The sequence below is a fragment of the Paenibacillus sp. YAE3 genome, assembly GCF_057546105.1.
In genome coordinates this window covers 91,080-117,394 of sequence record NZ_BAAIYF010000005.1, presented here as the reverse complement: position 1 = coordinate 117,394, position 26,315 = coordinate 91,080, and the positions used below count along the sequence as shown (strand labels likewise).

Below are 26,315 nucleotides of genomic sequence, written 5' to 3'. Positions count from 1 at the left end.
AGAGATCGCTGAATAACGCCGGATTCATCGCAAAAATACATCGTTTTTCAAGGCGAAACCAACGATGAACCACAATGTCGAAACGAGTGATGAGGTTTGAAGTGGACAATAGCGGCATATCTCCTGTATCTCCTGCTGCAGGATCACGCTCCAGATCAGCATAACGGCGGGTTAACCGTCACCCATGAAGGGAAACCCGTATCGAGCCTGAGCTTGGATGCGCACAGGTTACCCGTGTTTCCTTTGCTGGATATGGAAAAATATAACCGATGGGTAAATGAATTGGACCGGAAAACGTATACGGAACCCGTCAACGCCCGCATCGGTGGAAACGGGCAAATCGTGCCCGGTCAAAACGGGCATAAGCTCGACCGCAGAGAATTCATGAAACGTTATTATGATGTACTCTACGGCGGCGGCCCGGCTTCGATCGAGGTTCCGGTGTACCCGGTCTATCCCAAGGTAGACACGGAGCTGCTTGCTTCGCTGCGGGCCCAGCAGATCGGATATTACGTAACGTACTACAATGCGGGCAACATCGACCGCTCCCACAATATCGCTCTGGCCGCCAAAGCGATCGACGGCACCGTCGTGTTCCCCGGAGAAACGTTTTCTTTTAATCGCGTGGTCGGCATTCGCACGACAGGCAAAGGGTATAGGCAAGCGACCGTCATCGTCAGGGGCGAATTGTCCGAAGGCATTGGCGGAGGGATTTGCCAGGTATCCTCGACGCTGTTCAACGCGGCCGACCGGGCAGGGCTGAGCATCGTCCAGCGGTACTCCCACAGCCGCCACGTGCCCTATGTTCCGCCGGGCAGGGATGCGACGGTCAGTTGGGGCGGACCGGACTTCGTCTTTAAAAACGCCTACAACCAGCCCGTTTTGATCCGGGCGTTTGCGGGCGGAGGCCGCGTCGGCGTGTCCATTCATTCTTCGGACGTCATTGAATACATGCCGAGAAAGGTGCCGAGCATGTCCCAGCGGCTGCCCGAAGAAATAAGGGAAGCGCCTACGCTGCCGATCCCGGCGAACGGGAAAAAGTGACGTGTGTCCGCTCCTGGCAAAAGTGAAATCCTTTTAGGAATCGGAAGCGAACCAGCGGCCATGCTGCGGCATGGAAAATAAACGATGCCGGTTATGTTATGATATGAATAAACAACCGAACATCATGCATGGGGGGATGGCGTCATGAATCATTCGTTTATTTTGAAAGCCGTATGGGACGGAGGCCGCAACAGCCAGGGAACGATCGAAGCGGGCCAGCTGAAAACGGCCATTTCGATTCCGAAGGAAATGGGCGGGCCGGGAATCGGCACCAATCCCGACGAAATGCTGCTCGGGGCCGCGGCGACGTGTTATTTGATCACGCTGGCGGCGATGATGGAGCGGGGCGGGCTGCCGGTCGAAAAGCTGACGCTGGAATCGGAAGGCATCGTGGACGTCACGAACAACGTCTTCACGTACGTCAGCATCACGCATAAGCCGCACATCGTGCTGAAGGCCGAAGCTGCGGATCACGATTTGGAGCATGCCCGCAGGCTTGCCGAAAAAGCGGAAAGCTCCTGCATGATTTCCCGCGCGGTAGCCGGTAATGTGGCATTGTCCACGGTCCCGCGCATCGAAAGAAATTTGCCGTAAAAACCTTGGGGGAAAGGAACCCCCTCCTTGCGGCATCGGATGCAGCCAGGTTTGAAATCAAGGGCGCCGGAGAGGTCCATTCCTTATGGACTTGTCGGCCGCCCTTTTTTCGTATCTTCCATGCCATACCACGACCGACGGCAAAACGCATCCCGGTGGTTCTTTCATCCGCTCCTGCTTTATGCCAAGATAGTATACGGAGGGATTGCCATATGTTTACCGACTTTAAAATTGTGGAAGGCCGGCCGTTAACGGTGCAGGTTAAAGAATATTTGAAACAGTGGATTACGAAAGGAAAAGGAAGGGTCGACCAGAAGCTGCCGTCGACAAGGGAGCTGAGCACGATGCTCGGCATCAGCCGAAATACGCTGGTCACCGTATATTCCGAGCTGGAAGAAGAAGGATTCATCTATACAGTGCATTCCAAAGGAAGCTTCGTTTCCCGCGTCGGGATCGCCTCCGTCCCGTCCTGGTCGCTCGATTGGCAGCAGCGGCTGAACGATACGGCAAAACAGGCCGTCGACCTTGACCTGATGAAACGCGATCTGCGGGGCGAAAAAGGCATGATCAACTTCGCCAGCATCGCGCCGGACGAAAAGCTGTTCGATCTTACCAACGTGAAGCGCGCCTTTTTGGACCGAATGGCTCTGGAAGGGGAAATTTTGCTGAATTACGGCTATGCCAAAGGGTATAAACCGCTGATCCAATATTTGACGGGATACATGGAAACGAAAGGCGTCGACATGGAAGGAAAGGACATTTTGATCACGAACGGCTTTACCGAAGCGTACGATATCATTTTATCCTCGCTTAAGGTGCCTTGCAGGCACATTCTGTGCGAGAACCCGACCCACCACACGGCGATCAAAATATCGAAATTGCACGGCTACGACATCACCGGGATTCCGATGGATCAGGACGGCGTCAGGCTGGATTTGTTCGAGCAGGCGTTAAAAGAGAACGACTTCGGGCTGGCGTATTTGACGCCTTCGTACCATAATCCGACCGGAATCGTCATGTCCGCGGAAAAAAGGGTCGAGGTGCTGCGTTTGCTCGCGGAACACCGGATACCGCTGATCGAGGACGGTTTTAACGAGGAGCTGCGTTATTCGGGCTCCCACATGGCACCGCTTGCCGCTTTCGGCGGGGAGGGGAACAGCATCATCTACCTCGGCAGCTTTTCCAAAATCCTGTTTCCGGGCATCCGGATCGGCTGGATTGCGGCGGACCGGGAATTGATCGATGCGCTGGTCAGCGTGAAGCGTTCGCGGAACATCCATACTTCGACGCTCGACCAGGCGGTGCTGTTCCAATATTTCCATAACGGCAACTTTGAAAAATACTTGAAAAGGGCCAAATCGGAGTATAAAAGAAAACACGAGCTTGCCGTCCGCTGCTGCACCGAACACATCCCCTGCGAGCGGATAACCGGTTCAGGCGGATTGCACCTGTTTATCGAGCTGTCCCAGGGGCTGAACGCGAGGGAAATTCTCGCCGATTGCTACAGGCAAGGCGTGGTGTATACCGCAGGGGACGTGTTTTTTACGGATGGAGGCGGCGCAAATACGCTCCGGCTCGGCTTTTCGCGGGTGAGCGACGACGAGCTTCGCCGCGGAATCGAAATCATCGGAAAAGAAGTGACCAAAAGATTGGAGGCGCAACGATGAAGGTAGGCATCATTATGGGCGGGGTTTCTTCCGAGAGGGAAGTGTCGCTGGCGACGGGGAAAGAAATGATGGCTCATCTGGACCGGACGAAATACGAGGCGATCCCGATCGAGATTCGGCATAAACAGGATTTGCTTGCGCAGGCGCAAGGGATCGATCTGGCGTTGCTCGCCCTCCATGGAAGCTTCGGCGAGGACGGCACGATTCAAGGCACGCTTGAAACGATGGGGATCCCCTATACGGGATGTTCGCTGCTGTCCAGCGCATTGTGCATGGATAAAGATGTAAGCAAAAAACTGCTGCGTTGCGAAGGCCTGCATACGCCGGATTGGGTGCTTCTCCGCCGGTTGGACGATATCCGGAGTCCGCAGGTCGCCGCGCTCGGGTATCCGCTCGTAGTCAAACCGAATGCCGGGGGCTCCAGCATCGGGGTTACCTTGGTCAGGGACGAACAAAGTCTTCGGCAAGCGGCGGAGACCGCCTTTTCCTATGGCGAAGAGGTGCTCGTGGAAGCTTATGTCGACGGCGAGGAGATCACGTGCGGGATACTGAACGGGGAGCTGTTGCCGATCCTGTCGATTAAACCAAGCGCCGAATTTTTCGATTATACGTCCAAATACGAGCCGGGGCAAAGCGACGAGCGTGTCGCGGCGTTCGAACCGGAGCTTGAACAGCGCATCCGCGATGCGGCCGTCATAAGCTTCCGGACGATGAAGTGTTCGGTGTATGCCCGAGTCGATATGATGCTGAAGGACGGCATTCCGTATATCCTCGAAGTCAACACGCTGCCCGGCATGACCCGGACCAGCCTGCTGCCGCAGAGCGCGCTTGCGGCGGGAATCTCTTTCGCGAAGCTGCTGGATGCCATCATCGAAGGATCCTTGGCGGCAAGGCCGAATACGGAAAATGGCGTCATTGGCAGCAGTCGCCGGCAGCAGGCAGGGTGACTGCATCCATGGGAAAAGGACCTCTTCGAATGAAGAGGTCCTTTTTTGGGCATCGGAAAGTTTAAGATAGCCATCGATCCGCGGGATCAGGGATCATGGCAACAACGTTTACGATTTGCCGTATCCGACCGCTTGGGCGATCAGCTCCGCCAGCGTTTCTCCGCCTTCCGGCTTCAAATGGACGCCGTCGGGTTCGAAATACGATTGGCCTTCGCTGGCCCCGTGCCAATCGAGCAGCACCGCATTCGGATAAGCGGAAGCCGTTTTTTTGATCGAGGCGTTGACGACGCTCTCCCAGCTGCGCGGAACCCTCGCATTCACCAGCACGACCTTGCGCACGTCCTGCATGGAATCCAGAAGCGACATCAGCTGTTTGCTGCTGAACGGGCCGTTCGTGCCCAGCTCGATCACGACCTGATCGCCCAGCTTGCCTTCTTCCCGGAGACGGGCGACCAGTTCCGGCGCCTCGGCCATTTGCCTTCCGATTTTGCCGTCGATCACCGCACCGGGGATCAGCTGCTGCAAATAAGGCTCCGCATCCAGCATGATCGAGTCGCCGATGGCCGTCACCGGAACGCTTTTGCCGCTTTTCGGAGCGCCAGGAACCTGCGTTTTGCCGCCGGCCGATGCACGCGGAGGTTTCGTTTTGCCAGGTTGGCTTGCGGAATCCTTAGGTTCGTCGGTTGCAGCTGAACCACCATTGGCTGTACCCGCTTTGGCTGAACCTTCTTTGGATGAGCCCTCTTCGGGTGCGCCCTCCTTGCCCGCCGGCTGCCGGCCGCTGCCCGAATTCGCCGGTGCCTCCGCGTCCGCTGCCGGTTTTTTCGCCGGATCATCCGCGGGTTCGTCGGTGCCTCCGATCGGCTGATCCGGCCGGCCGGCTTCCCCGCCATCGTATTTGGCCGCCGTGCTTTCCGGCGCCCCTTTCACCGGCGGCACGTCCCCGCCTACTTCTCCCGCCGGACCCGCAGCCGGTTCTGCCGGCGTTTCGGACGGGGCCCATACTTGCGCGGCCGCCGCCTCCTGGTGCAGCTTTGACGCGCTCACCGGCGCCCGCATGGCGAATCCGGCAAAGGACACGACGACCATCAGCAGCACGGAGGCTAACGTGACCCAGCCTTTCATCGGCACGAGGGACAAGTTTACGCTGCCTTTGCGGAGTTTGCGCCACGACCTGCCGACGAGGCCTCCCCGGACCGGCTCTTCGATATATTTATAGGACAGGCAGGCCAGCGCGACGCTTAAAGCCGTTTGCAGCAGGGCGCGCCATTCGTTCGGTTCGGCATTCGCGCCGCCCGAAAGCAGAATGACCGGATAATGCCATAAATATATCCCATAGGTCCGCACCCCGATCCAACGCAGCGGCTTCATGCCGAGCAGCCTGCCTACGAAGCTTGCCGGATGCGCGGCGGAGGCAATCACCATGGCGGTGAGCAGCGACAGGAGCAGGAATCCGTACGGATATAAAAAGGGGTCGTATTCGTTGGTTTTCCATACCATCCTAAAAATCGAACCCAACCCAACCGCCCCGATCAGGTTAAGCGTAACGCGTGTTCCGGGCCCGGCTGCGGCGGACATGTTCCGGCTGGGCCAAACGATGCTGAGGGCAGCCCCGATCAGCAGCGAAAACGCGCGCGTGTCGGTGCCGTAATAGACCCGGCTTGGATCCGTGTCGGGATTGTACAGCAAAAGCATGGCAAGGGCCGACAAAACCGCCAAAGCCAGGGCAAGCAAAAAGACCGGCCCGCGTTTTTTCATCCGTTTCATGCCGATGAGCAGCAATATGGGCCACAAGAGGTAAAACTGTTCCTCGACCGCCAGCGACCACATATGCCCGAACGGGGATTGGGGTCCGAATTTTTCGAAATAGGATACCTCATGGAAAATCGAATACCAATTGTTTATGTATAAAAGCGAAGAAACAACGTCGCCGCGCAAGACGGATATCAAGGAACGGTCAAAAAGGGTGACCCACGCCACGACGGCCGCCATCATGACGAGCATGGCAGGGAGCAGCCTGCGGCATCGCCTGATCCAAAACGATTTCAGGTCGATCGACCGGCTGCGGCTCCATTCCGCGGTGAGCAAATCCGTGATCAAATATCCGGATAAAACAAAAAAGATGCTGACGCCGAGCAGTCCTCCCGGGGCCCATTCGACGTTCAGATGGTACAAAACGACAAAAAACAACGCCAGCGTCCGCAGACCGTCAAGACCCGGCATGTAACGTTTGCTGTTGGATAACTGATTAGACATATGGACTAACCCTGCTTTCCAAACCGGATCGGTCCCTTAAAAAGCGGGATATGTATGCGGAAAAGATCGATTCGCTTATGTTCATGATCTGGATGCCTCCGTACGGATGATGATGTCAATGAAGGGGTTCACAGGTACTTACTTTATCATAAGCGTTTCCGTTTAAAGTTACAAAAAGATTGCTTTCCATTCACATTTTGTTCATGAGGTAAGGCTGCAGCTACGAATACGACCGCGCACCCGGTCCGGATAAACATCATTCCTCACGGGCTTGGCAGCGAAATAAAGCCTAAAGGGCGGGTTGTTATTGCGGCTGACTGCGGTATACTGGGGACAAATGGTCCATAGGATGAATTTTTAGGAGGCATACCATGCATACGCGTCGTAGTTTAATCGATCAGCTGGAAGCGGCCGGAATCGACCGGAAGGGGACGCTGCTCGTTCATTCTTCCATGAAAAGCGTCGGGGAAGTGGAAGGAGGAGCGGATACGGTTTTGGATGCGCTGAGCGAATACATGCGGGAGGGCCTGCTCGTTCTGCCAACCCATACATGGTCATACATTCAGGCCGATAATCCCAAATTTTATGTCGAATCGTCGCCTTCGTGCGTCGGCATTTTGCCGGAATTGTTCCGCAAACGCAAGGGAGTGGTTCGTTCGTATCATCCGACGCACTCCGTCGCCGCTTTAGGCAGGGATGCCGGGGATTTTGTTGCCGGGGCGGAGCGGTATGACACGCCGTGCCACAGGGAATCCCCGTGGGGGAAACTGCTGGACCGCAAAGCGACCATCCTGCTTGTCGGGGTGGATTTAAGGCGCAACACGTTTATTCACGGAATCGAGGAATGGGCGGATGTTCCCGGCAGACTGACCGACGGCCATGAAAACCTGATCGTCGTGCTTGGCGATGGCACGGAAATTCCGGTTCCGTCCCGGCGACATTGCGGACTTCCGTGGTCGGAACATTTCTGGAAGGTGGAGGGAATTCTTGAGCGGACAGGGGCGATCCGCCGGGCGAAATTGGGGGAGGCGGATTGCTGGGCATGCGATGCCGTCCGAATGACGGAGGTCATAAGCGGAATGTTGCAGGACCATCCCGATTTATTTTCGGATCAAGATCCTCTTTCCGAAAGCGCGGTTCAAGAAGCCGAAGCGAAATTCTTAAGGCAAGCGTGATGTTGTTGCCGAAGAGGATACGAATGGATTGTCCGGGGCGTGCTTGCTCCGGGGCGCGAATCAAGAGATAATCATGGCAGGCGTCTGAACGCTGGCCGCTTTTCGGGCCCGCCTATCGATGAAAATGTTGAGCAGGGGAGAACGATGGGACATGGAAATTGTGAAGTTTAGCGAATTTTCGGCGAGTGAGCTTACCCGGTTGTGGAACGAAGGCTTCAAAGGATACGCATTCGACATGACGATGAGCGTCGACGCGTTCATCAAACGGATTCCGGAGAACCAGCTCTCCATGGAGGCGTCGATCGCGATCTGCGGTCAAGGCAAGCCGGTAGGTTTCGTCATGAACGGTTTTCGCACCGTCGACGGACGGTTGACGGCCTGGAACGGGGGCACGGGGATCATTCCGGAATACAGGGGCCGGGGGCTCGGCAAACAGCTGATCGGGGCGGCGCTTGACGTCTGCAGGGAAAAAGGCGCCGAGGTGGCCTTGCTGGAGGCGCTGAGCGAAAATGAACCGGCGATCAAGCTGTACGCGAAGATGGGATACCGATGGATCGGGGATTTAAGATTTTACGAGCAAAAGGAAGGATTGAAACCCGATGCTTTGGCGTCGGAGGGGGCGGATGCCTACCAATTCCGGTTCGGCCTGCCCCGGGATGTTCAGCGGTTCAAGCTTCCGGTCGGAGACCTGCCGTGGCAAACCCATTGGGAAAACATCGCCGGCGGCGAATCGGTCATCGCAACGGACGCAAATGGGGAACTTGCGGGTTATGCGCTGTTTAGAAAAACGATGGACGCGGGCGGAGAACATCAGGCGACGATTCTGTACCAATGCCGGACCGTAGAAGATACGGGAGAGCGAGCCCCGGAGCTCCTCAAAGCGCTGTTGTCCCGGGCATATGCCCCGCTGGATGCCAATATAACGCGCCGCGCCGTCAATCTGCGGGTATCCGAGGAGCGCCTCATACGAGTTCTGGAGGAAGCCGGCTTCAAAGCCACGGTTCATCAGGTACATATGAAATGCGAGCTGAACCAGGCCTAGCGTATAGAAAAAATGCCTAAAATAGTATAAAATTGTCTTGTCGTTTGCCGTGATGTTAACGGAGGCTTGAAAACCGAAAATATGCAGCGTTTGCATGAACATAAGCCATGGATCGTGTCATTTTGTCCATGGCTTTCTTACTCCGTGAACGGTGAACGAAGAATTCGTCTTTGAAAGAAGGTGCCGATCTTGGAGCTGTACTTTAGAGATAATTTCTTTAATGCGGGCCGTACGGATATCGTCAACGCCAGGCGGGAGCCTGCAGGGAAATTGGATTTGAAAAGCGCGTTCGGCTCGTCGCTCGACGTGCTGGATGCCGGCGGGAACCTGGTTTGCAGCGGAAAGTTCCGGTTCATGTCAAGCAAATGGGAGGTGACGGGGGCGGACGGAAGCCTGCTGGGCGTGCTGAAACACCGTCTCAGTTTCATGTCGAAAAAATTCATTTACGAATCAGAGGGGAGAGGAATTTACGAAATTTTTTCGCCCGAGTTCTTCAAGGAATATTCGATCACCGACGAGCGCGGGATCGCGGTTGCCCAATTCGAAAAGGTGAACGGCTGGTTCGAATCCGGAGCTTTTTGCCTGCGGAACGAATCCGAACGTTTGGGGAGCTACGAATTGATCGCCGTCGTTATGGGAGTGCATGAAACAAACAAAAGGATGTCGAATGCGCACCACGCCAACATTCCTTGAGTTTTGTCCTCCGTCCGGAGACGAAAATGGAAGCAGAATGATTCGAAGGAGGCTTGTATTGGAGCCCTTCGGCTGTTATGATATGTGCGTGCTGAAATCGATTACATGAGGATGACTACATATATTTTTGGGAGGAAGCATCATGGCAAACACGAGTATCATTCTGCGCGTTGAACTTGATCATGCGAAGGTCACCTTTGGGGATGTTGCTGCCGCAATCAGCAAATCCGGGGGAGATATCACGTCCATCGACGTGATCAGGCCGGGAAAAGATTCTTCGGTCAGGGACATTACCGTCGAAGTCGTGGACACCGAAGAGGACAACGTCGTCGAATCGCTTAGGAAACAGGATGGCATCAAGCTGATCAACGTTTCGGACCGGACCTTCCTCGTTCATTTGGGCGGCAAAATCAAAATTCAGCCGACGCTGCCGATCAAAAACCGGGACGACCTGTCCCGGGTGTATACGCCAGGCGTGGCGAAGGTTTGCACGGCAATCCACGAAAATTCGGAAAAGGCTTACTCGTTGACAATCAAACGCAATACGGTGGCCGTCGTCAGCGACGGCACGGCGGTGCTCGGACTCGGAGACGTTGGCCCTTACGCGGCGGCTCCCGTGATGGAAGGGAAAGCGATGCTGTTCAAGCAGCTGGCCGGGGTCGATGCGTTCCCGATCTGTTTGGATACCCGCGACACGGAGGAGATCATCCGCACCATTAAGGCGATGAGCCCGATTTTCGGCGGCATCAACCTGGAGGACATCAGCTCCCCGCGCTGCTTCGAAATCGAAAGAAGATTGTCCGAGGAGCTGGAAATTCCGGTCTTCCACGATGATCAGCACGGTACGGCCGTCGTGGTCATCGCGGGGCTGCTCAACGCCTTAAAGGTCGTCAACAAACGGATCGAAAACATCCGGGTCGTCGTTAACGGCATCGGCGCCGCAGGGGTTTCCATCTGCAAAATGCTGCTCAGCGCCGGCGTGACCAAATTGGTGCCCGTGGACCGCGAAGGCGCGATCGTCAGAGGCGGAACGTACGAACACGAGATGTGGCAGTGGCTGGCGGATCAGCCTCAGGTCGAGGCGACGGGCGGAACGCTGAAGGAAGTCATTAAAGGCGCCGACGTCTTTATCGGCGTATCCCGCGGGAACTTGCTGAACGGCGAGGATATCCGGGGAATGGGACCGGATCCGATCGTTTTCGCCATGGCCAATCCGGTGCCCGAAGTGTCGCCCGAAGAGGCGCTTCCCCATGCACGGGTATACGCTACCGGCCGGAGCGATTTCCCGAACCAGATCAACAACGTGCTCGTATTCCCCGGATTGTTCCGCGGGGCGCTCGACTGCAGGGCGCGCTGCATCAACGAACCGATGAAGCTGGCCGCCGCGCGCGCCATCGCATCGGTCGTGACCGGCGGCGAGCTGAACGAGCTGTACATCATCCCGAGCATTTTTAACGACCAGGTCGTCATCGAAGTCCGCAAAGCGGTCGTGCAGGCAGCGATTTTGACCGGCGTGGCCCGCAGAATTCCGAAAGATTTCCGCTAAGATCACCTGCGATATAGAAAAACCCGCGTTTCTAAGCCAATAGAAACGCGGGTTTTTCCGTTTAAGGCAGCAGGAGCGCCTTGGGATCGATCGGCGGGACAAGACCTTCATCGGCCGCGCGCGTGAGCAGGGAAGAGATCGCGGCGTAACCGTCTTCGCCCAAATTCGCGGTAAAGGAATTGACGTACAAATCGATGTGAGCGTCGGCCACCTTCGGATCCATTTCCTGGGCATGGCTGAGGACGTACTCGCGGGAAGCTTCCGGATGCGCCCATGCATATTCCACCGATGCGCGCGCCCAATCGGAAATGGCCTTGAGATCCAAATTCCGTTTGGCGATGATGGCGCCGAGCGGGATCGGCAGCCCGGTATCCTGTTCCCACCAGTTGCCCAGGTCCGCCATCAGCGTCAGGCCGTAATTGGGATACGTAAATCTGGCTTCGTGGATGACAAGCCCGGCGTCGATGTTTCCGTCGCGAACGGCTGGCATGATTTGATCGAACGGCATGACGACGATCTCCCCGATGCCTCCCGGGACGTTTTGGGCAGCCCATAAGCGGAACAGCAGGTACGCGGTGGAACGTTCGCTTGGAACGGCTACGCGCCGTCCGGACAAGCCTTCGGCGTTTGTAGGCGCATCCGGTCCGCCCGACGCGAGCACCAGCGGCCCGCAGCCTCTGCCGAGAGCGCCGCCGCATGGCAGAAGCGCGTAGCGGTCCAGCACCCAAGGCAATGCCGCATAGGAAATTTTGAGCACGTCGTAATCGCTTTGTTCCTGGGCGGCCAGATGGTTCGTAATGTCGATATCCGCATAGGTAACTTCCAGCTGCGGTGCGCCCGGAATAAGGCCATGCGCCCATGCATGGAAGACAAAGGTATCGTTTGGACATGGTGAAAAAGCAATCTTCATTCGGTAAATACCCTCCTTAAAATGTCGCCTGCCGCTTCGAGCGCGGCAAAGGCTTCGCCGAGGCGCCAGGCCGCACGGTCCCTTGGGCCGACGACGTTCGAAATCGTGCGGATTTCGAGCACGGGCAGATTCCACAGCTTGGCGGCGGTCGCCACGCCGAAGCCCTCCATCCCTTCGGCAGCCGCATCGCCGTACCGCGCGGTTAACTTGGCGGTCGTTTCGGCGGAACCCGTTCCCGTCGTGACCGTCAGGATGGTGCCGCGGGTAACGGGAATCCCCTCGGATGCCATGGCATCGGAGAGGGTTTGCACAAGCTTTGAATCAGGCAGGATGACGGAGCTGCCGAAACCAAGCTCGTCCACGCTGAGAAACCCGTCAGGGGTTTCGGCGCCCAAATCGGCGGCCGCGATCCGGTCGGCGATGACGGTGGAGCCGATCTCCGCCCGTCCCTTGAAGCCTCCGGCGATCCCTGCGCTGATGACCAGGCTGTAGCTGCCCTTCGCAAGCTCTGCGGCCGTCCGTGCCGCCGCCGAGGCCGGCCCGAAACCGGCGAGTTGAACATTAAACCGCTTTGAATCGCGGGTTCCGCGCGTGACGGCCTGCCGCTCTGCTTCGACCGCCGTCATGATCAGGATTCGTCCGTCCGAATCCGCATTTCGGAAGATATCCCCGTCATGCATCACGGTCTCCAAGTCTGATTTCATGCAGAATCCTCCAGTACAATTCATTTGACCTCAACATAATAACCTTATAACTAACGGAACGCCGTGTAAAGCGCGGCTCGGCCGGGGAGATTGCCAACCTTGTTTTTACAAACGCTTTCCCGGAAGGTATAATAGATTTATTGGACATGATGTCAATTAAAGGAGGAATCAGCCATGCTTGCCGAACAGCATATCAAAACGGCCATGCAAAACTACATCGATTGTTTTAACCGGGACGATTTGGAAGGAATCCTTTCATTATATGCGGAGGATGCGGTCGTAGAGGATCCCGCGGGGTCCGAGCCGGTGCGGGGCAAGGCCGCGATCGCGGAATTTTACCGTAAGGTCGTGAACGGAAGCACCCGGATCCGCCGCGAGGAACCGATTCGGGGGTCGCACGAACATTCGGGAGCCATGGCCGTTCATATCGAAACGACAGTCGAAGGCGCAACGATCGTCATTCATGTGATCGAGTTGATGACGTTTAACGAGGAAGGGCTCATTACCGGCATGAAGGCATATTGGGGACAGTCGGATATAGAGACGAAATGATTTTGCGGCCGTTCGCATGTTGCATGTTGTATGTGTTGAAAGAAGTTTTTTAACGTCAACGCGTAGCATTACGGACGGCAGCGGCATGGAGCAGCGAACCTTCGCTGCTTCTTTTTTATTCGGGGGAAATGAGACCGTTAGCCCGATTCCTCGATGCCGTACTGTTCGCTGTAATATAACGCGGTGAAGGACGCCGACGAGACGGCAGAAATGCTATTTCCGCCCGGTTTGCCGCATTAAATAACGTATAGAAACATATGGAAAACAAGAAAATACGGATAAGCGCCTGAAAAACGGAGGCCGCAGCCGTTCCGCAGACCGCCGGCATTGCGCCGAACATGCTGCCGGATACTTTGCCGAGCGGGCCTTCGCCGTTTCCTTTCCCCAAAAAATCGGATATAATTCCTGGATGCGGGTATGAATTGACACATGGCGTAATGACTGGCGATATATTAGAATAGATAGGTCTACGTTTACGTGGCGAAAAGGAATCATTCATTGATTTTGAACATTAATAATGAAGTTGAAAGCGAGAAGGAACCTAATGCTGAATAACCGGATGACTTTTGAAAGCCTGTGCCTGCGGAACGAACCGCTGGCCAACCATTCATCGTACCAAATCGGGGGCGAAGCGAACTTTTTTGCCATGCCCGAAACGGTGGAGGAGCTTCTGACACTGCTGCGGGGCTGCAAAACGCACGGATTGGATTATTTTATTTGCGGGATGGGTTCGAACCTGCTGTTTCCGGACCGTCCGCAGGAGGATACGCTGTACATCTCATTGAAAAAATTCGTCTATTGGGACATCCAGCCGACCAAATGGTTCATATCCTCCGGAACGCCGATGTCCATGCTGGCGATCAGCGGCAGGATGTTCGGCATTCCCGGCTACGAATTCACCTACTTGCTGCCCGGGGGACTTGGCGCGGGAATTTATATGAACGCCAAATACAATCACCATCAGATCAGCGACATCATTAAAACCGTTTATTACGTCGACTTGTCCGACCCGTCCTTGGCCGTTCGGTCGATCGACGTGTCGCAGTGCCAATACGGCTACAAACAATCCATCTTCCAGATGAACCCATGGCTGGTGCTCGGGGCGGATATGCTTGCCGTGCCGGACGAGAAGCAGATCGCTGCCGGCAATGAGCTGCTTGCGCGGTGGAAGGCGAAGGAAGGCATGTCGACGCTGGCTTCTTTTTATTCGTACATGGATGGGGAAGCCGAAGCGCTTAAGAAACAGGGCATCGTCATCCCGGCCGAAATGACCGACATCGCCAATTACCGTAACGGAAAACGACATTTCGAGTTCCCTTCCTGCGGTTCGGTGTTCAAAAACAATTACGACTACGGCGTTCCGGTGGGCGCCCTTGTGGACCGGTTGAACATGAAGGGCAAGGAGCATGGCGGCGCAATGATCTCGCCGTATCACGGGAACATGATCATCAATCACCGGCATGCCACCGCCGAAGACGTGAAATATTTGATGAACGTGATCATCGAAGGGGTCAATAATGCATTCGGCTTTGAACCGGAACCCGAAGTGGTCGTCGTGAAATAAACAAAATAACATACAAGGCTGCGGCCGCGTATAAACCTTTCCGTTTTAGGAAAGGTTTTTTGTATACGTGCAGGCGAGTTTAGAAAAACAAAGTATTGCAAGTAAGTTAATGGGGTTATATAATAAAAAAGTAAGTAAATAAAATATTGGGGGCTACTATACTTATGTCGAATTTCATCGATGCGCTCAAAAACAGACGTTCCATTTATGCCATTAGCAAGGATGTATCCGTTTCGGACGAAAAGATCGTCGAAATCGTCAACGAAGCGGTCAAACATACGCCATCGTCCTTTAACTCCCAAAGCGCCCGCGTCGTCGTTCTGTTGGGCGAACAGCATGACAAGCTGTGGAACCTGACGGAAGAAACGCTCAGAGGCGTCGTTCCAGCCGAAAATTTTGCTCCGACGGCCGAGAAAATGGCCGGATTCCGCAATGGATACGGCACGGTCCTGTTCTTTGAAGACAATGCCGTCATCGAAGGTCTTCAAGCCCAATTCGAAGCTTACAAGGATAATTTCCCTGTATGGTCCAATCAATCCAACGGCATGCTTCAGCTCGTCGTATGGACGGCTTTGGAAGAGGAAGGGCTGGGCGCAAGCTTGCAGCACTACAACCCGCTGATCGACCAAAAGGTCGCTCACGAATGGAACCTGCCTGCAAGCTGGAAGCTGATTGCCCAAATGCCGTTCGGCAAAGTGGTGGCTCCTGCCGGCGAGAAACAATTCCAGCCGCTTGAAGAGCGCGTCAAAGTATTCAACTAATCCAGATCCAACCCGGCATACAGCTACGAATAAAAAGAAAAGGGACGGTTTTTCCGAGTTTGCCGGAAAAACCGTCCCTTCTTTTTTAAAACTTGCACGATTAAACGCTTCATGCTGATCACCAGGCTAATGATGCCGTGTGCGAGGCGTAAGCACCGCCTGCCAAGGACGGCGGAGCCGTTTAAGGCTCAGGGGAGGTTTTCCCGCGGGAGGCGCTGAGATGATGGATTTGCTCCTCCAATATGTTGCTCGTTTTGCCGATGAACTGCATGATGAGCCGGAGCTCGTCCGCCGAATACTGGGAGGCAAGCTCCAGCATCGCCGAATGAAGAGGCGAATACGTGTTTTTGATTGCTTCGTTGTGCTCGTATACCGGAACGATAATGACTCTGCGCCGGTCGGCCGGATCGTTTTCCCTGCGCACGTAACCGCATTTTTCAAGGCGGTCGATCAACGCGGTGATCGTTCCGGTCGCCAGCCCCGTAATTTTGGATAGCTCGCCTGCCGTAATCGGCCCGGTTTCGCGCAAAATGTCAACCGATTTCAGATCGTTATTGTACAAACCGTGGGAGGCGGCGACAAACTGCTGGTACAATACGGTTCGGGTGCCCAACCCCCGCATCAGCAGCGCAAGCTGTTCCCGGAGATCTGCAGGCTGTTCCTGCCGTTCGCTTGACAAACGAGACACCTCCTCTTAATATTTACATATCTCGATGAACGAGATATTCGATAAATGAGATATTAATATGATTTTATCGAACTTGTTCATACTTTGCAAAGGGGAAAGGGGTTTGCGAATGGAAGCAGCCAATAACAACATAAAGCTGGTTGTGGCAGGCTTGTTGCTTGCCATTTTTATGTCGGCTATCGATAATACCATCGTTGCCACGGCCATGGGGACGATCGTGTCCGATCTTGGCGGGATGGACAAGTTTGTCTGGGTCACGTCCGCGTATATGGTGACCACCATGGCGGGCATGCCGATTTTCGGCAAATTGTCGGACATGTACGGCAGAAAGAGATTTTTTATTTTCGGTTTGGCCGTGTTTTTGATCGGTTCAGCATTATGCGGGCTGGCTCAAACGATCGAGCAGCTCAGCATCTACCGCGCGATCCAGGGGATCGGCGGGGGAGCGCTTATGCCGATCGCGTTTACGATTATTTTTGACATTTTTCCGCCGGAAAAACGGGGCAAAATGACAGGCCTTCTCGGAGCGGTATTCGGAGCCGCAAGCGTGGTCGGTCCGCTGCTCGGGGCCTATATTACCGATTACATGGGATGGGAATGGGTGTTTTATATCAACGTTCCGATCGGGATCGTTTCGTTTGCGCTGATCATGAAAAACTATAAGGAATCGCCTTCCCATTCGAAGCAAAAGATCGACTGGTGGGGCGCCGCGACGCTCGTTATTGCGGTCATCAGCCTGATGTTCGCGCTGGAGCTCGGAGGCAAGGAGTATGCCTGGAGTTCGGCGCCGATCATTTCGCTGTTTGCGCTCTTCGCCGTTTTTTTCGTCGCGTTCTTTTTCGTGGAGCTCCGGGCGAAGGAGCCGATTTTGCCGTTTTTCCTCTTTAAACGCCGTTTGTTTGCTTCATCGCAAATATTAGCGTTTTTATATGGCGGCACGTTCATTATATTGACGGTGTACATTCCGATCTTCGTCCAGGCGGTCTATGGCGGCTCGGCGACCAATGCAGGACTGATCCTGACGCCGATGATGCTCGGTTCGGTGGCGGGCAGCTCGATCGGCGGCATATTTTCGACGAAGACGAGCTATCGCAATCTGATGGGGATTTCGGTTGTGTTTTATCTTGCAGGCATGTACCTTCTCAGCACGCTCCAGCCGGATTCCGCGCGTTATTTGCTGACATTGTTCATGATCGTCGTCGGCTTTGGCATGGGCTTTTCGTTTTCGCTGCTGCCTACGGCCTCCCAGCATAATTTGGAGCCGCGCTACCGCGGAACCGCGAACTCGACCAACCAGTTTCTTCGTTCGCTGGGGATGACGATGGGGATTACGATTTTCGGCACGATCCAAAATAACCTGTTTACGAGCAAGCTGACGGAAAACTTCAAAGGCATGGGCGGGAATGCCGATTCCGCCATGTCCAGCCTGGGAGATCCCAAGCAAATCTTCGAGCCTAGCGTACGGACGAAGATTCCGGAGGCTGTCCTCTCCAAAATCATCGACGCCATGTCCGGTTCGATCACCCATGTGTTCCTGATTGCTCTCGTCCCGATTGCCATCGCCGTCATTTTCGTCATTGCGATGGGGAAGGCAAGGGTCGAACTCCCTCAGAAGCGGCAGGAGAAAGCCTAAAGGCATTGAAATGCTATAAAACGATAAAACGTCCGAGGTGTCGGGCGTTTTTTCTTTGGGGCAGGAAAGGGAGCTTTTCTGACAGCACGATGTTTTGCGCCCCGCCGGAATGGTTAGACTCATATTAGGAAAAAAGGGTTTCATAACATTCCAAGGAAGAAGGGGTAAACCAATGAGTGACCAACTGAACGCCGCAAAGGCATGGCTGGAGCAAAAAACCGGAGAAACGCTGCTGATCCGCAAAGAGGAGCGGGACGATATCGACGAAACCCGGGTACGCCTGGAGAGCGTGGAATATGACGAAACGGTGCCGACCTTCGACGAATACGCGGAAGGAAGCTCCCTCATTTTGCACGGGGCGGGAAACGTCGTCAGCGGGGACGGCGAATTGCCGCTGCCTAGGGACGAATACCAGATCTACGTGGACGGACAGTTCGACTGCAGCCCCGACGGCAACGGCTTAAGCTTGACGACGGGACGGGCCAAATACCGCATTTCCGTCATTTCTTGACGGTCTTGCCGGCTCGTGCCGACCATGCATCCTTGAAAAGCGGTCGGTGGTTTTTTGGTTTTTTTACAGAAAATCTGTATTAAACATTTGTCATATCCTTCAAAACATGATAAAGTTAACATTGACCTTATGACTGGAATTGTTTTTTGGTCAATCATAGGATGCAGAGCGAATTCGGGAGGGGAAAATCATAGGAACGGTGGATCGTAAAAAGCAGGTGCTTGAAGCGGCTTCTCGGTCCTTCGCATTGTTCGGCTACAAAGCGACCACGATGGACCAGGTGGCCAAAATCGCCAATGTGGGGAAAGGGACCATCTATACGTTTTTTGATACCAAGGAGCAGCTTTTCGACGAAATCGTCAATGGCGTCATTTCCGAAATGAAATCGATCATTTTGCGGGAAGTGGACCATGACAGGAAGTTTTTTGACAATTTGTTCCGCGTTTTGGATTCTTTTCTGGAATTCCGCAGCGAGCACGAACTCCTCATCAAGCTGTCCCAGGAGCTTCGGGACGTCGGCACGCCTCAATCGCAAGAAGCGATGGCCCAGGTGGAAAACGTCATTCTGGGGTATATCGAAAAAGAAATCGAGCGGGCGATTGCCCGGGGCGAGCTGAGGGATTGCGACCCCAAAATCGTATCTTTCCTGATGGTAAAGATGTACATCGCCTTGACTTCGGAGTGGAACAAAAACCACGAGCCGTTATCCAAGGAGCAGATCAAGGAGCATATCCGGCTTTTTTTGGAGAACGGGCTCGCTGCGAACGCGTAACGCATTCCGGAACCATGGAAGTAGCACCGCCAAACCAAGCTCATACATCGGGAGCAGCTCAGCTCGGGCATGCGAACCGGCGACGGATACCCGGAGCCTGCTTTCGCATGCGCATGATTGACCGGATGATGAAAACAGTCAGAATGTTTTTGGCATCATCGATATTTGGATAAGGAGGGGCTACCGCCAGACATGAATGCATTATCCGTGTTTTTTAAAGACTTAGCTGCGGCCGTCAAAAACCCGAAAGTGCTGATCCCGATCATTGCCGTCATGTTTATCCCGATCATGTACAGCGGCGTGTATCTGGCAGCCTTCTGGGACCCGTACGGCCATTTGGACAATTTGCCGGTCGCCGTGGTGAACCAGGATAAAGGCGCCGAGTTCAAAGGCAAAGAGCTGCATATCGGCTCGGACCTGGTGGATGAACTCAAAAAAGGCAAAGATTTCGACTGGAAGTTTGTCAGCGCAGAGGAAGCGGAGAAGGGGATCAAGGAAAACCGCTATTATATGAAAATTACCATCCCCGAAAACTTCTCCGAACAAGCCACGACGCTGCTGGACGATCATCCGCAGCCGGCAAAAATTTTGTATGAACCGAACGGGGATTACAACTTTATCGCCTCCCAGATCGGAAATACGGCGATCAAGGACATTAAAGCGAAAGTGTCCGCCAAAGTCACCGAATCGTATACCGAAAGCCTGCTCGACAACTTCACGGAAGTTTCGGACGGACTTGCGGAAGCGGGCGACGGGGCGGACAAAATCCATGACGGCAGCGTCGATCTTGACGAAGGAGCCGTCAAGCTGAAGGAAAACCTGAAAAAGCTGGCGGACGGCACGCTGGAAGCCAAAGACGGCATGGGGCCGCTGGCCAAAGGCGTAAGCGATCTTCATCAGGGCGCGGGTCAGCTGAACCAGGGCGCGGGCAAACTCGCCAGCGGGCTGGGTCAGCTGAACGCCGCGGGAGGCCAGCTGCTGAGCGGAGCGAAGCAGGCGCAGCAGGGCGGTTCGCAGCTGCATGCCGGGCTGCAAAGCTCCTTGGAAGGCGCGAAAAAGCTGAACGCAGGCCTTCAAGGTTCGGAGCAGGGCGCAGGCAAGCTTGAAGCGGGGCTTCAAGCCGCCGAAAAGGGCAGCGCGGATCTATCTTCCGGACTCAAGTCTTCCCTTGACGGGGCATCCAAGGTTTCCGAAGGCGCGAAGGGCGTTGCCGACGGACTGCAGCAGCTTGCCTCCTCCAGCCCGGAACTGGCCAAAAACCCGCAATTCCAGAAGCTGCTTGCCGCCAGCCAATCCGTGGCGGAAGGAAGCGCCAAGGTGGCGGCTGGCCAGGAACAGCTGTCCAAAGGCGCCGATTCCCTGCATGACGCGCAGCAGCAGCTGCTGACCGGCGCAACGGCGCTTCATAGCGGGCAGAAACAGCTGCTTGAAGGCAGCGGCCAGCTTGTGAAAGGCCAGGAACAACTCGTGCAGGGCGCCGCGAAGCTGAATGAAGGGCAGTCCGCGTTGACCGCCGGACTTTCAACGTTTAACCAGAAGCTCGGAGAAGCGGCAAACGGCAGCCAAGCGCTTGTCGCCGGCTCGAAGCAGCTCGTGGACGGCACGTCCCAGCTGAAAGGCGGCGTGAACAAATTGTCGGGCGGCCTGGTGACGCTTGCCGACGGGTCGCAGCAGCTGCATAAAGGCGCGGGCGAGCTCGCCAATGGCATCACGAAGCTTGACGACGGTTCGAAGGAGCTGGCAACCAAGCTGAACGATGCGGCCGAAAAAACTTCCGAGCTGAAAAAGACCGACGATCTCGTGAAAATGTTCGCCCAGCCGATCGACTCCGAGGAAAACGACAGCCGCAAAGTGCCGAATTACGGCACGGGCTTGACGCCGTATTTCATGTCCCTCGGTTTGTTCGTCGGGGCGCTCATCTCGACGCTCGTGATTTCGCTCAAAGGCACGACCGTGGAAGGAGCGACAGGCTTCGGCCGTTTCGTCAGCCGCACGCTTTCTTTTGCGGGCATGGGCTTGTTCCAGTCCGTCGTGGCGGCGACCATCATTTTGTACGGACTTGGACTCAAGGTGCAGAGCGTGCCGTATTTCTTCCTCTTCACCTTTATCACGAGTTTGACGTTTATGTTTATCGTGCAGGCGGTCGTCACGTGGTTTGATATGCCGGGACGTTTCCTCATTATCATTCTGCTCATTTTGCAGCTGACGACCAGCGCAGGCACGTTCCCGCTCGAACTGATTCCGGATTGGCTCAAACCGATCAATCCTTGGCTTCCGATGTCGCACAGCGTGCTTGGATATAAAGCCATCATATCCAGCGGGGATTACGACCTGATGTGGAAGCAGGCCGGCGTGCTCGGTATCGTCGCCGTCATCTTCCTGGTTTTCAGCCTGATTTATTTCCTGTGGAAAGGAAGCAAAAAGCAGCAGCCTGCCGAAGCGGCGGCTTAAGCAGCAGGAACTTCAGGGCATTCCAAAAAAAACGAAGTCCTGATCCGCAAGGGTCAGGACTTTTTTTCGAATGCAAAAGAGAGTATCATGTTTATGCGCAAGCGATCCTTTTCTCTGCTAGAAACATTTCCGCACTGACATGGCCGGCCATCGGTGAAAGCACGCCGGATGGACGTTTTTCTGAGGTTCAGGGTATAATAAAGAGATCAGACAGGAATGAGGGATTACATGATTACGATTAAAACCAGATCACAAATCGAACAGATGAAGGAAGCCGGAGCCATCCTCGCGGCTTGCCACCGGGAGATCCGAAAGCTGATCGAACCGGGAATCACGACGATCGAAATCGACCGTTTCGCGGAAAAATTCATCCGGGCAGCAGGAGCGACGCCCGAACAGAAAGGGTATAACGGATTTCCTTACGCGACTTGCACATCCGTCAACGACGTTATCTGCCACGGGTTCCCGGGCAGCTACGCCCTCAAGGACGGCGACATCGTGACCGTGGACATGGTCGTGAACTTGAACGGATGGCTGGCGGATTCGGCCTGGTCCTATGCGGTCGGCAACGTGTCCGAGCAAGCGCAGCGCCTGCTGGACGTGACGAAAGAATCGCTCTACAAAGGCATCGAAAAGGCGGTGATCGGTAACCGGATCGGCGATATTTCGAATGCGATCCAGGTGTACGCGGAAGCCGAAGGTTTCTCCGTCGTCCGCGAGTTCATCGGCCATGGCATCGGCCGGGAAATGCATGAAGAACCGCAGGTGCCGCATTACGGACCGCCAAAACTCGGCCCCCGTTTGAAGGAAGGCATGGTCATTACCATCGAACCGATGCTGAACACGGGAACGTACCGCAGCAAAATCGACAGCGACGGCTGGACGGCACGAACGCTTGACGGCGGATTGTCGGCCCAATACGAGCACACGATCGCGATTACCGCGGACGGACCGGAAATTCTCACGCTGCAATAACATACAAAAAGGAGCCTAAACGGGCTCCTTTTGCGTTTTGATCGGCGAACTCTAATTCACCCTTTGCTTATATTTCCCCGAGCTTTCGATGCTGACCCGAATATCGATGGTCTTGATGGAGTCCGCGTCCAAGAGATACGGGCTGGCGCGATGAAACTCATGCCACTTTTTCGGATTTTTGCGGTAAAGCTTTTCATCAAGCATGAAGACGTCGGCTTTTTTCTCCAATCCCTTTTTGAAGCTCATTTTGATTTCGTCCCGGATGGCATCGCCTGCCATTTCCTCCATCTTTTTATGCGGCGTGTCTTTGATCAGCTCATCGATATACGCATCGACGGATACCCGGATCTTGAATCGGGCCTTGCCGTTTTCGATGACGGGTTTTACATACAGATGGGGTTTTTGGAGAACGATCGCGGCGACGGGAGGACCTTGATCCGGGATGTTCATGGGGGATTGGACCAATTGCCGCTGAATCCATCTCGTCCCCTTGAGATCATCCTCGCTTAGATGGCCCCGGAATTCCTTGTTTTGAAAAAAATACGCCCCGTTGATCCGGAACATCGAACGTTGGTTCCGATCCTCGTACCAGCCGGTCCGGTCAAGCGTGAGGCACGGGATCATGGCAAGTCCGCTCGGCTCGTTCATTTGCGCGATGATTTTGTAGCCGTATTCGGGGAGGATGAACGACCTTTGCGAATAGATCTGGTACGGTAAATCCATAAGGGTGTCCAGAGGCGAAAAATTCAGGATGGACTTTTGGATCAGGATCTCGTGCAGCGGTTCGTTCGTGCCGTACATCAAAATGTTGTATCGCACCTCGCGGTAGCGGTTCAGCATGTCGTAGATTTCCTTCATTCCATGTTTCATGGCGTTTTCGGACAGGACCAGCGCCTTCAAATGCCCCCAAAAAACCCTGATCTGCGAAGTGGCGTACATGGTCGTGAGCGATTCGGTCAACGTTTTTCCTTCGCCGACTCCAACCCAGATCGGGACCGGTTTTCCCTCTTCTCCGGTATCCGATTTGGCGATATTGGTAAAATTCGGCACCTGCGCGTAACTTTTGAAGCGGCCGTTTTCATAATCGACGCCAAGAGCCGTAACGTAAGCCATATTCTGGATGTCCTTGGAATTCCAGCAGCCGGAAACGAGCATCAGGATGAGAAGCGATAAGGCGATTTTTTTTGCGTTCCTCATTGCGGGTTCTCCCCAAAATGATCCGAATCCATGGTGCCGAGCGACGTCGGCTTTTTACGCATCAGCTTCCAAGGCCCCCGCAAAATGGCAAGGAAAAAATCTTTCGCGTGAAAAGGCGATACGGGCGTCAAGTAAGGAACGCCGAAGGACCGCAGTCTTGACGCATAGGCCAGCAAAAGAATCAAGCCGAGGATCATCCCGTACATGCCCAGAATGGACGAAGCAAAAAACAGCCCGAATCGGATCACGCTCACGGCGGTGCTTAGCGTCTGATTGACGAGCGTGGCGCTTGCAACCGCAGTGATGGCTCCGACGACGACCACGGAAGGAGAGACGAGCCCCGCGCGGATGGCTGCATCGCCGATAATCAAGCCGCCGATGACCGTTAAGGTCTGCCCGATGGTGCTTGGAAGCCTGATTCCCGCCTCGCGGAAAATTTCAAGAAGGATCATCAGCAGGAAAAGCTCCATTTGGGCGGAAAAAGGAAGCCCTAATCTTGCGGTCGAAATGGTCGCCATGAGCCGGAAAGGGATCTGGTCCTGATGGAAAGCGGTCACAGCTACCCAGAAGGAGGGCAGGCCGATGGAGATGAGCAGGCTGAGGATCCGGATGAGCCGCACAAAAGAAACATAAATATAGTTGAAATGAACGTCCTCCGGAGACTTCATCTGCAGCGACAAGGTGCCTGGCCCAATCAACGCCATGGGAATGCCGTCAATAATGATGACGAAACGGCCGTTGATCAGGCTTGCAACCGCGTAATCCGGCCGGCCGGTAAAATCAAGCAGGGGGAAGAGGGCATATCTGGAGTCGGACAACAGCTCCTCCAGCTGATTGATCGAATAGATCGCATCGATATCGATCCGGTCCAGGCGTTGCCTGACTTCCGTCAGGATACTCTTTGAGATGATGTCGTCGAAGTACATTAAAGCAATCCTTGTTCTGGACCTGCGTCCCAAAATCAGATTTTCGCAGCAAAGGGACTTGCTGCGGATGCGCTTGCGGATCAAGGCGATATTGGTGACAAAATCCTCGGTAAAACCGTCTTTCGGCCCTTTGATCGAGATTTCGACGTTGGGCTCCTCGGGAGTGCGTTTGGGAGCGTTGGAAATATCCAAAGAATACATTTGATTGGTGAGCGGGATCAAAATGACGAGACCCCCTTGGAATACGATATCCTCGATTTCCTGTTCGGTGACGGGCTCCTTCATTTCGTCCAGCGCCAATTTGGAATACAGGTCGCCGTTTTGCTGCAGGAAAAAGCCGGATTCCCGGTACATGTCCTGGAGCTCGGGAAGTACGACCAGGCTGATTTGCGCGGAGTCCGCGAGTCCGCTTGCGTATATGAGCACGACGTCGGACGAAGCGGAGTTTTTTTCCAAACGGTACGTTCGGATGACGACATCGAAGCTCTTGGAAAAGACGGATCGGATTTTTGGCAGCGTCCATACCGCGTTTTCGTTTGGTGATTCGGACGGGGTCACGATGCTTCCTCCTTTCTTTTCGCCGGCAAAAACGTTATAGCGGTCCAGATGACGGATAGTAACAGGTTTACGCAAAGCGAGATCGGAAAGTAATATCGATACAAACCTTGATAGAACGCGTCTTGGCTGACAGGAAACATGGCAAACAGGACATAACTGAAGGAGACGGCGAGCAGAAAGCGGTTCGCCATCACCCTGCTTTTAAATGGGAGTATTTCGACAAGGAGATATTGGGCAAGCGCAATCCGCATGAATGCGCCGGCCAGCCATTGATAAACCGATAAAAAGTCGACATGCTCCACATATTTCCCGATTTTTACGAGCCTCCACTGTTCATAGGGGGATTCCATTTGCTTTGCGGCCTCCTGCGGCCCAAACTCCGATATGGCGCCGAGGATAGGGCCGAGGGTGATGTAGGAGATGATCAGGCCGTAGACGGCCATGTGCCATGGTTTGACCCGGTTTGTGATCCGGTGCTGCATGGACAAAATAACGAAGATTTCCACAAAACCCCCGCCAACATATATCATTCCATTCACCGGCGGCATTATTCCGTGCTCCAGAATCGGGGCGAGCAAATTGAAATTTTTTTCCATTACATTGGAAATCGACACGAAAAAGCCGAGTATGACGACGATGGGTAGCAATATACCCGCGCTGACGGCGATCGAACGGATGCCCAGCTTGGCCATATAGAAACATACGAACATCAAGGTGCCGACCAAAACGATTTTGGGCGTCGCCGGCAAATAGTTGCTGATCGTCCAGCCGGAAGTATGATAAAGGGTAACGCCGCCGATCAGGTACAAATGAATAATCAATGGAGCAACCAAAATCCAGGACAGGACGGGAGTTGTTTTTTCCGCCAGCCACGGCTGAATTTTCTGCTGGCCGGTCCGTTTCATGAAAACGGCAAGCATCAGGGTCCAAGGCACCAGCAGCACGGTCGCGAAAATAACGGAAAGCCACGCGTCCCTGCCAGCCGCATCGAGCACGAGCGGATTGATGATGACATGGCTCGTCAGGCCGTTCATTAGCATAAGGGACATCAAAATTGGCACGATATGCACGGATGCTGATTTTTTCATTTGAGGCTTGTTCCCTCTTCCTGAATGGAATCGTTGATTATCGTATTTTGGCTAAAATCAC

At 54.6% G+C, this 26,315-nt stretch carries 23 protein-coding genes; 16 read left to right on the top strand and 7 right to left on the bottom strand.

Annotated elements, in window-relative coordinates; translation table 11 throughout:
- Positions 1–96: 96 nt before the first annotated feature.
- From AC27KL_RS11520 to AC27KL_RS11505, 4 genes are all read left to right on the top strand, one after another.
- Positions 97–1,044, top strand: a complete 948-nt coding sequence (locus tag AC27KL_RS11520) for a VanW family protein (RefSeq protein WP_445323967.1) — start codon at positions 97–99, stop codon at positions 1,042–1,044.
- Positions 1,045–1,188: 144 nt separating this feature from the next.
- On the top strand, positions 1,189–1,638 hold the full coding sequence (locus AC27KL_RS11515; RefSeq protein ID WP_036711576.1) for an OsmC family protein: 450 nt from the start codon (positions 1,189–1,191) through the stop codon (positions 1,636–1,638).
- Positions 1,639–1,850: 212 nt separating this feature from the next.
- Complete coding sequence (locus AC27KL_RS11510; RefSeq protein WP_212947751.1) at positions 1,851–3,305, top strand: aminotransferase-like domain-containing protein; 1,455 nt, start codon at positions 1,851–1,853, stop codon at positions 3,303–3,305.
- A complete protein-coding gene (locus AC27KL_RS11505) occupies positions 3,302–4,252 on the top strand; it encodes a D-alanine--D-alanine ligase (protein WP_487169752.1) in 951 nt (316 codons plus the stop codon). The genes AC27KL_RS11510 and AC27KL_RS11505 overlap by 4 nt, the downstream gene beginning before the upstream one ends.
- Before the next feature lie 108 nt (positions 4,253–4,360).
- Here the strand turns inward: AC27KL_RS11505 and AC27KL_RS11500 are convergent, their stop codons facing one another.
- Positions 4,361–6,508: an acyltransferase family protein gene (locus AC27KL_RS11500; protein WP_487169751.1), complete on the bottom strand. Its 2,148-nt coding sequence runs from the start codon at positions 6,506–6,508 to the stop codon at positions 4,361–4,363.
- A gap of 371 nt (positions 6,509–6,879) precedes the next feature.
- Between AC27KL_RS11500 and AC27KL_RS11495 the strand changes: the two genes are divergently transcribed.
- From AC27KL_RS11495 to AC27KL_RS11480, 4 genes are all read left to right on the top strand, one after another.
- Positions 6,880–7,683: an AAC(3) family N-acetyltransferase gene (locus AC27KL_RS11495; RefSeq protein WP_487169750.1), complete on the top strand. Its 804-nt coding sequence runs from the start codon at positions 6,880–6,882 to the stop codon at positions 7,681–7,683.
- A gap of 151 nt (positions 7,684–7,834) precedes the next feature.
- Positions 7,835–8,725: a GNAT family N-acetyltransferase gene (locus AC27KL_RS11490; protein ID WP_487169749.1), complete on the top strand. Its 891-nt coding sequence runs from the start codon at positions 7,835–7,837 to the stop codon at positions 8,723–8,725.
- A gap of 189 nt (positions 8,726–8,914) precedes the next feature.
- Entirely contained in the window at positions 8,915–9,418 is a 504-nt protein-coding gene (locus AC27KL_RS11485; protein WP_487169748.1) for a hypothetical protein, read from the top strand.
- A 142-nt stretch (positions 9,419–9,560) separates the two neighbouring features.
- The gene (locus AC27KL_RS11480) at positions 9,561–10,964 is read left to right on the top strand and encodes an NAD-dependent malic enzyme (protein ID WP_340998621.1); all 1,404 of its coding nucleotides are present in this window, start codon (positions 9,561–9,563) and stop codon (positions 10,962–10,964) included.
- A gap of 61 nt (positions 10,965–11,025) precedes the next feature.
- Here AC27KL_RS11480 and AC27KL_RS11475 read toward each other — a convergent pair whose 3' ends face one another.
- Entirely contained in the window at positions 11,026–11,874 is an 849-nt protein-coding gene (locus AC27KL_RS11475; RefSeq protein ID WP_340998623.1) for a 1,4-dihydroxy-6-naphtoate synthase, read from the bottom strand.
- Positions 11,871–12,578, bottom strand: coding sequence for a futalosine hydrolase (locus AC27KL_RS11470; RefSeq protein ID WP_246536582.1), 708 nt, complete (start codon positions 12,576–12,578; stop codon positions 11,871–11,873). Before AC27KL_RS11470 ends, AC27KL_RS11475 begins: the two co-directional genes overlap by 4 nt.
- A gap of 174 nt (positions 12,579–12,752) precedes the next feature.
- On the opposite strand from AC27KL_RS11470, the gene AC27KL_RS11465 reads away from it, so the two are divergent.
- From AC27KL_RS11465 to AC27KL_RS11455, 3 genes are all read left to right on the top strand, one after another.
- Complete coding sequence (locus AC27KL_RS11465; protein WP_212947735.1) at positions 12,753–13,130, top strand: nuclear transport factor 2 family protein; 378 nt, start codon at positions 12,753–12,755, stop codon at positions 13,128–13,130.
- A 544-nt stretch (positions 13,131–13,674) separates the two neighbouring features.
- Positions 13,675–14,694, top strand: coding sequence for a UDP-N-acetylmuramate dehydrogenase (gene murB, locus AC27KL_RS11460; RefSeq protein ID WP_036711602.1), 1,020 nt, complete (start codon positions 13,675–13,677; stop codon positions 14,692–14,694).
- Positions 14,695–14,858: 164 nt separating this feature from the next.
- Positions 14,859–15,455, top strand: a complete 597-nt coding sequence (locus AC27KL_RS11455; protein ID WP_036711604.1) for a nitroreductase family protein — start codon at positions 14,859–14,861, stop codon at positions 15,453–15,455.
- A gap of 181 nt (positions 15,456–15,636) precedes the next feature.
- Here the strand turns inward: AC27KL_RS11455 and AC27KL_RS11450 are convergent, their stop codons facing one another.
- The gene (locus AC27KL_RS11450) at positions 15,637–16,077 is read right to left on the bottom strand and encodes a MarR family winged helix-turn-helix transcriptional regulator (RefSeq protein ID WP_487169935.1); all 441 of its coding nucleotides are present in this window, start codon (positions 16,075–16,077) and stop codon (positions 15,637–15,639) included.
- A 175-nt stretch (positions 16,078–16,252) separates the two neighbouring features.
- On the opposite strand from AC27KL_RS11450, the gene AC27KL_RS11445 reads away from it, so the two are divergent.
- The 5 genes from AC27KL_RS11445 to map all read left to right on the top strand — a co-directional run bounded on the left by AC27KL_RS11445 (position 16,253) and on the right by map (position 22,485).
- On the top strand, positions 16,253–17,776 hold the full coding sequence (locus AC27KL_RS11445; RefSeq protein WP_340998630.1) for an MDR family MFS transporter: 1,524 nt from the start codon (positions 16,253–16,255) through the stop codon (positions 17,774–17,776).
- Positions 17,777–17,948: 172 nt separating this feature from the next.
- Positions 17,949–18,287, top strand: coding sequence for a protein YmzB (gene ymzB / locus AC27KL_RS11440; protein ID WP_340998632.1), 339 nt, complete (start codon positions 17,949–17,951; stop codon positions 18,285–18,287).
- A gap of 190 nt (positions 18,288–18,477) precedes the next feature.
- Positions 18,478–19,059 (top strand): TetR/AcrR family transcriptional regulator, encoded by a 582-nt coding sequence (locus tag AC27KL_RS11435; RefSeq protein ID WP_036711610.1) that lies wholly within the window; start codon positions 18,478–18,480, stop codon positions 19,057–19,059.
- 192 nt (positions 19,060–19,251) lie between these two features.
- Positions 19,252–21,510, top strand: a complete 2,259-nt coding sequence (locus tag AC27KL_RS11430; RefSeq protein ID WP_212947732.1) for a YhgE/Pip family protein — start codon at positions 19,252–19,254, stop codon at positions 21,508–21,510.
- Positions 21,511–21,738: 228 nt separating this feature from the next.
- Positions 21,739–22,485, top strand: coding sequence for a type I methionyl aminopeptidase (map, locus tag AC27KL_RS11425; RefSeq protein ID WP_487169747.1), 747 nt, complete (start codon positions 21,739–21,741; stop codon positions 22,483–22,485).
- A 51-nt stretch (positions 22,486–22,536) separates the two neighbouring features.
- Here map and AC27KL_RS11420 read toward each other — a convergent pair whose 3' ends face one another.
- Genes AC27KL_RS11420 through AC27KL_RS11410 form a run of 3 tightly spaced genes read right to left on the bottom strand, consistent with a single transcriptional unit; the run spans position 22,537 to position 26,254 of the window.
- Positions 22,537–23,682 (bottom strand): Ger(x)C family spore germination protein, encoded by a 1,146-nt coding sequence (locus tag AC27KL_RS11420; protein WP_487169746.1) that lies wholly within the window; start codon positions 23,680–23,682, stop codon positions 22,537–22,539.
- Entirely contained in the window at positions 23,679–25,166 is a 1,488-nt protein-coding gene (locus AC27KL_RS11415) for a spore germination protein (protein ID WP_339321006.1), read from the bottom strand. The genes AC27KL_RS11420 and AC27KL_RS11415 overlap by 4 nt, the downstream gene beginning before the upstream one ends.
- Positions 25,163–26,254 (bottom strand): endospore germination permease, encoded by a 1,092-nt coding sequence (locus AC27KL_RS11410; RefSeq protein ID WP_212947723.1) that lies wholly within the window; start codon positions 26,252–26,254, stop codon positions 25,163–25,165. The genes AC27KL_RS11415 and AC27KL_RS11410 overlap by 4 nt, the downstream gene beginning before the upstream one ends.
- Positions 26,255–26,315 lie beyond the last annotated feature (61 nt).

What these genes read in the sequence shown, in the direction of transcription:
- AC27KL_RS11515 (WP_036711576.1), top strand. Translation starts at nt 1,189, where the DNA reads ATGAATCATTCGTTTATTTTGAAAGCCGTATGGGACGGAGGCCGCAAC.
- AC27KL_RS11420 (WP_487169746.1), bottom strand. Translation starts at nt 23,682, where the DNA reads ATGAGGAACGCAAAAAAAATCGCCTTATCGCTTCTCATCCTGATGCTC.
- AC27KL_RS11500 (WP_487169751.1), bottom strand. Translation starts at nt 6,508, where the DNA reads ATGTCTAATCAGTTATCCAACAGCAAACGTTACATGCCGGGTCTTGAC.
- AC27KL_RS11475 (WP_340998623.1), bottom strand. Translation starts at nt 11,874, where the DNA reads ATGAAGATTGCTTTTTCACCATGTCCAAACGATACCTTTGTCTTCCAT.
- ymzB (WP_340998632.1), top strand. Translation starts at nt 17,949, where the DNA reads ATGAGTGACCAACTGAACGCCGCAAAGGCATGGCTGGAGCAAAAAACC.
- AC27KL_RS11410 (WP_212947723.1), bottom strand. Translation starts at nt 26,254, where the DNA reads ATGAAAAAATCAGCATCCGTGCATATCGTGCCAATTTTGATGTCCCTT.
- AC27KL_RS11505 (WP_487169752.1), top strand. Translation starts at nt 3,302, where the DNA reads ATGAAGGTAGGCATCATTATGGGCGGGGTTTCTTCCGAGAGGGAAGTG.
- AC27KL_RS11465 (WP_212947735.1), top strand. Translation starts at nt 12,753, where the DNA reads ATGCTTGCCGAACAGCATATCAAAACGGCCATGCAAAACTACATCGAT.
- AC27KL_RS11470 (WP_246536582.1), bottom strand. Translation starts at nt 12,578, where the DNA reads ATGAAATCAGACTTGGAGACCGTGATGCATGACGGGGATATCTTCCGA.
- AC27KL_RS11510 (WP_212947751.1), top strand. Translation starts at nt 1,851, where the DNA reads ATGTTTACCGACTTTAAAATTGTGGAAGGCCGGCCGTTAACGGTGCAG.
- AC27KL_RS11450 (WP_487169935.1), bottom strand. Translation starts at nt 16,077, where the DNA reads ATGCGGGGGTTGGGCACCCGAACCGTATTGTACCAGCAGTTTGTCGCC.
- map (WP_487169747.1), top strand. Translation starts at nt 21,739, where the DNA reads ATGATTACGATTAAAACCAGATCACAAATCGAACAGATGAAGGAAGCC.
- AC27KL_RS11430 (WP_212947732.1), top strand. Translation starts at nt 19,252, where the DNA reads ATGAATGCATTATCCGTGTTTTTTAAAGACTTAGCTGCGGCCGTCAAA.
- murB (WP_036711602.1), top strand. Translation starts at nt 13,675, where the DNA reads ATGCTGAATAACCGGATGACTTTTGAAAGCCTGTGCCTGCGGAACGAA.
- AC27KL_RS11490 (WP_487169749.1), top strand. Translation starts at nt 7,835, where the DNA reads ATGGAAATTGTGAAGTTTAGCGAATTTTCGGCGAGTGAGCTTACCCGG.
- AC27KL_RS11445 (WP_340998630.1), top strand. Translation starts at nt 16,253, where the DNA reads ATGGAAGCAGCCAATAACAACATAAAGCTGGTTGTGGCAGGCTTGTTG.
- AC27KL_RS11480 (WP_340998621.1), top strand. Translation starts at nt 9,561, where the DNA reads ATGGCAAACACGAGTATCATTCTGCGCGTTGAACTTGATCATGCGAAG.
- AC27KL_RS11455 (WP_036711604.1), top strand. Translation starts at nt 14,859, where the DNA reads ATGTCGAATTTCATCGATGCGCTCAAAAACAGACGTTCCATTTATGCC.
- AC27KL_RS11495 (WP_487169750.1), top strand. Translation starts at nt 6,880, where the DNA reads ATGCATACGCGTCGTAGTTTAATCGATCAGCTGGAAGCGGCCGGAATC.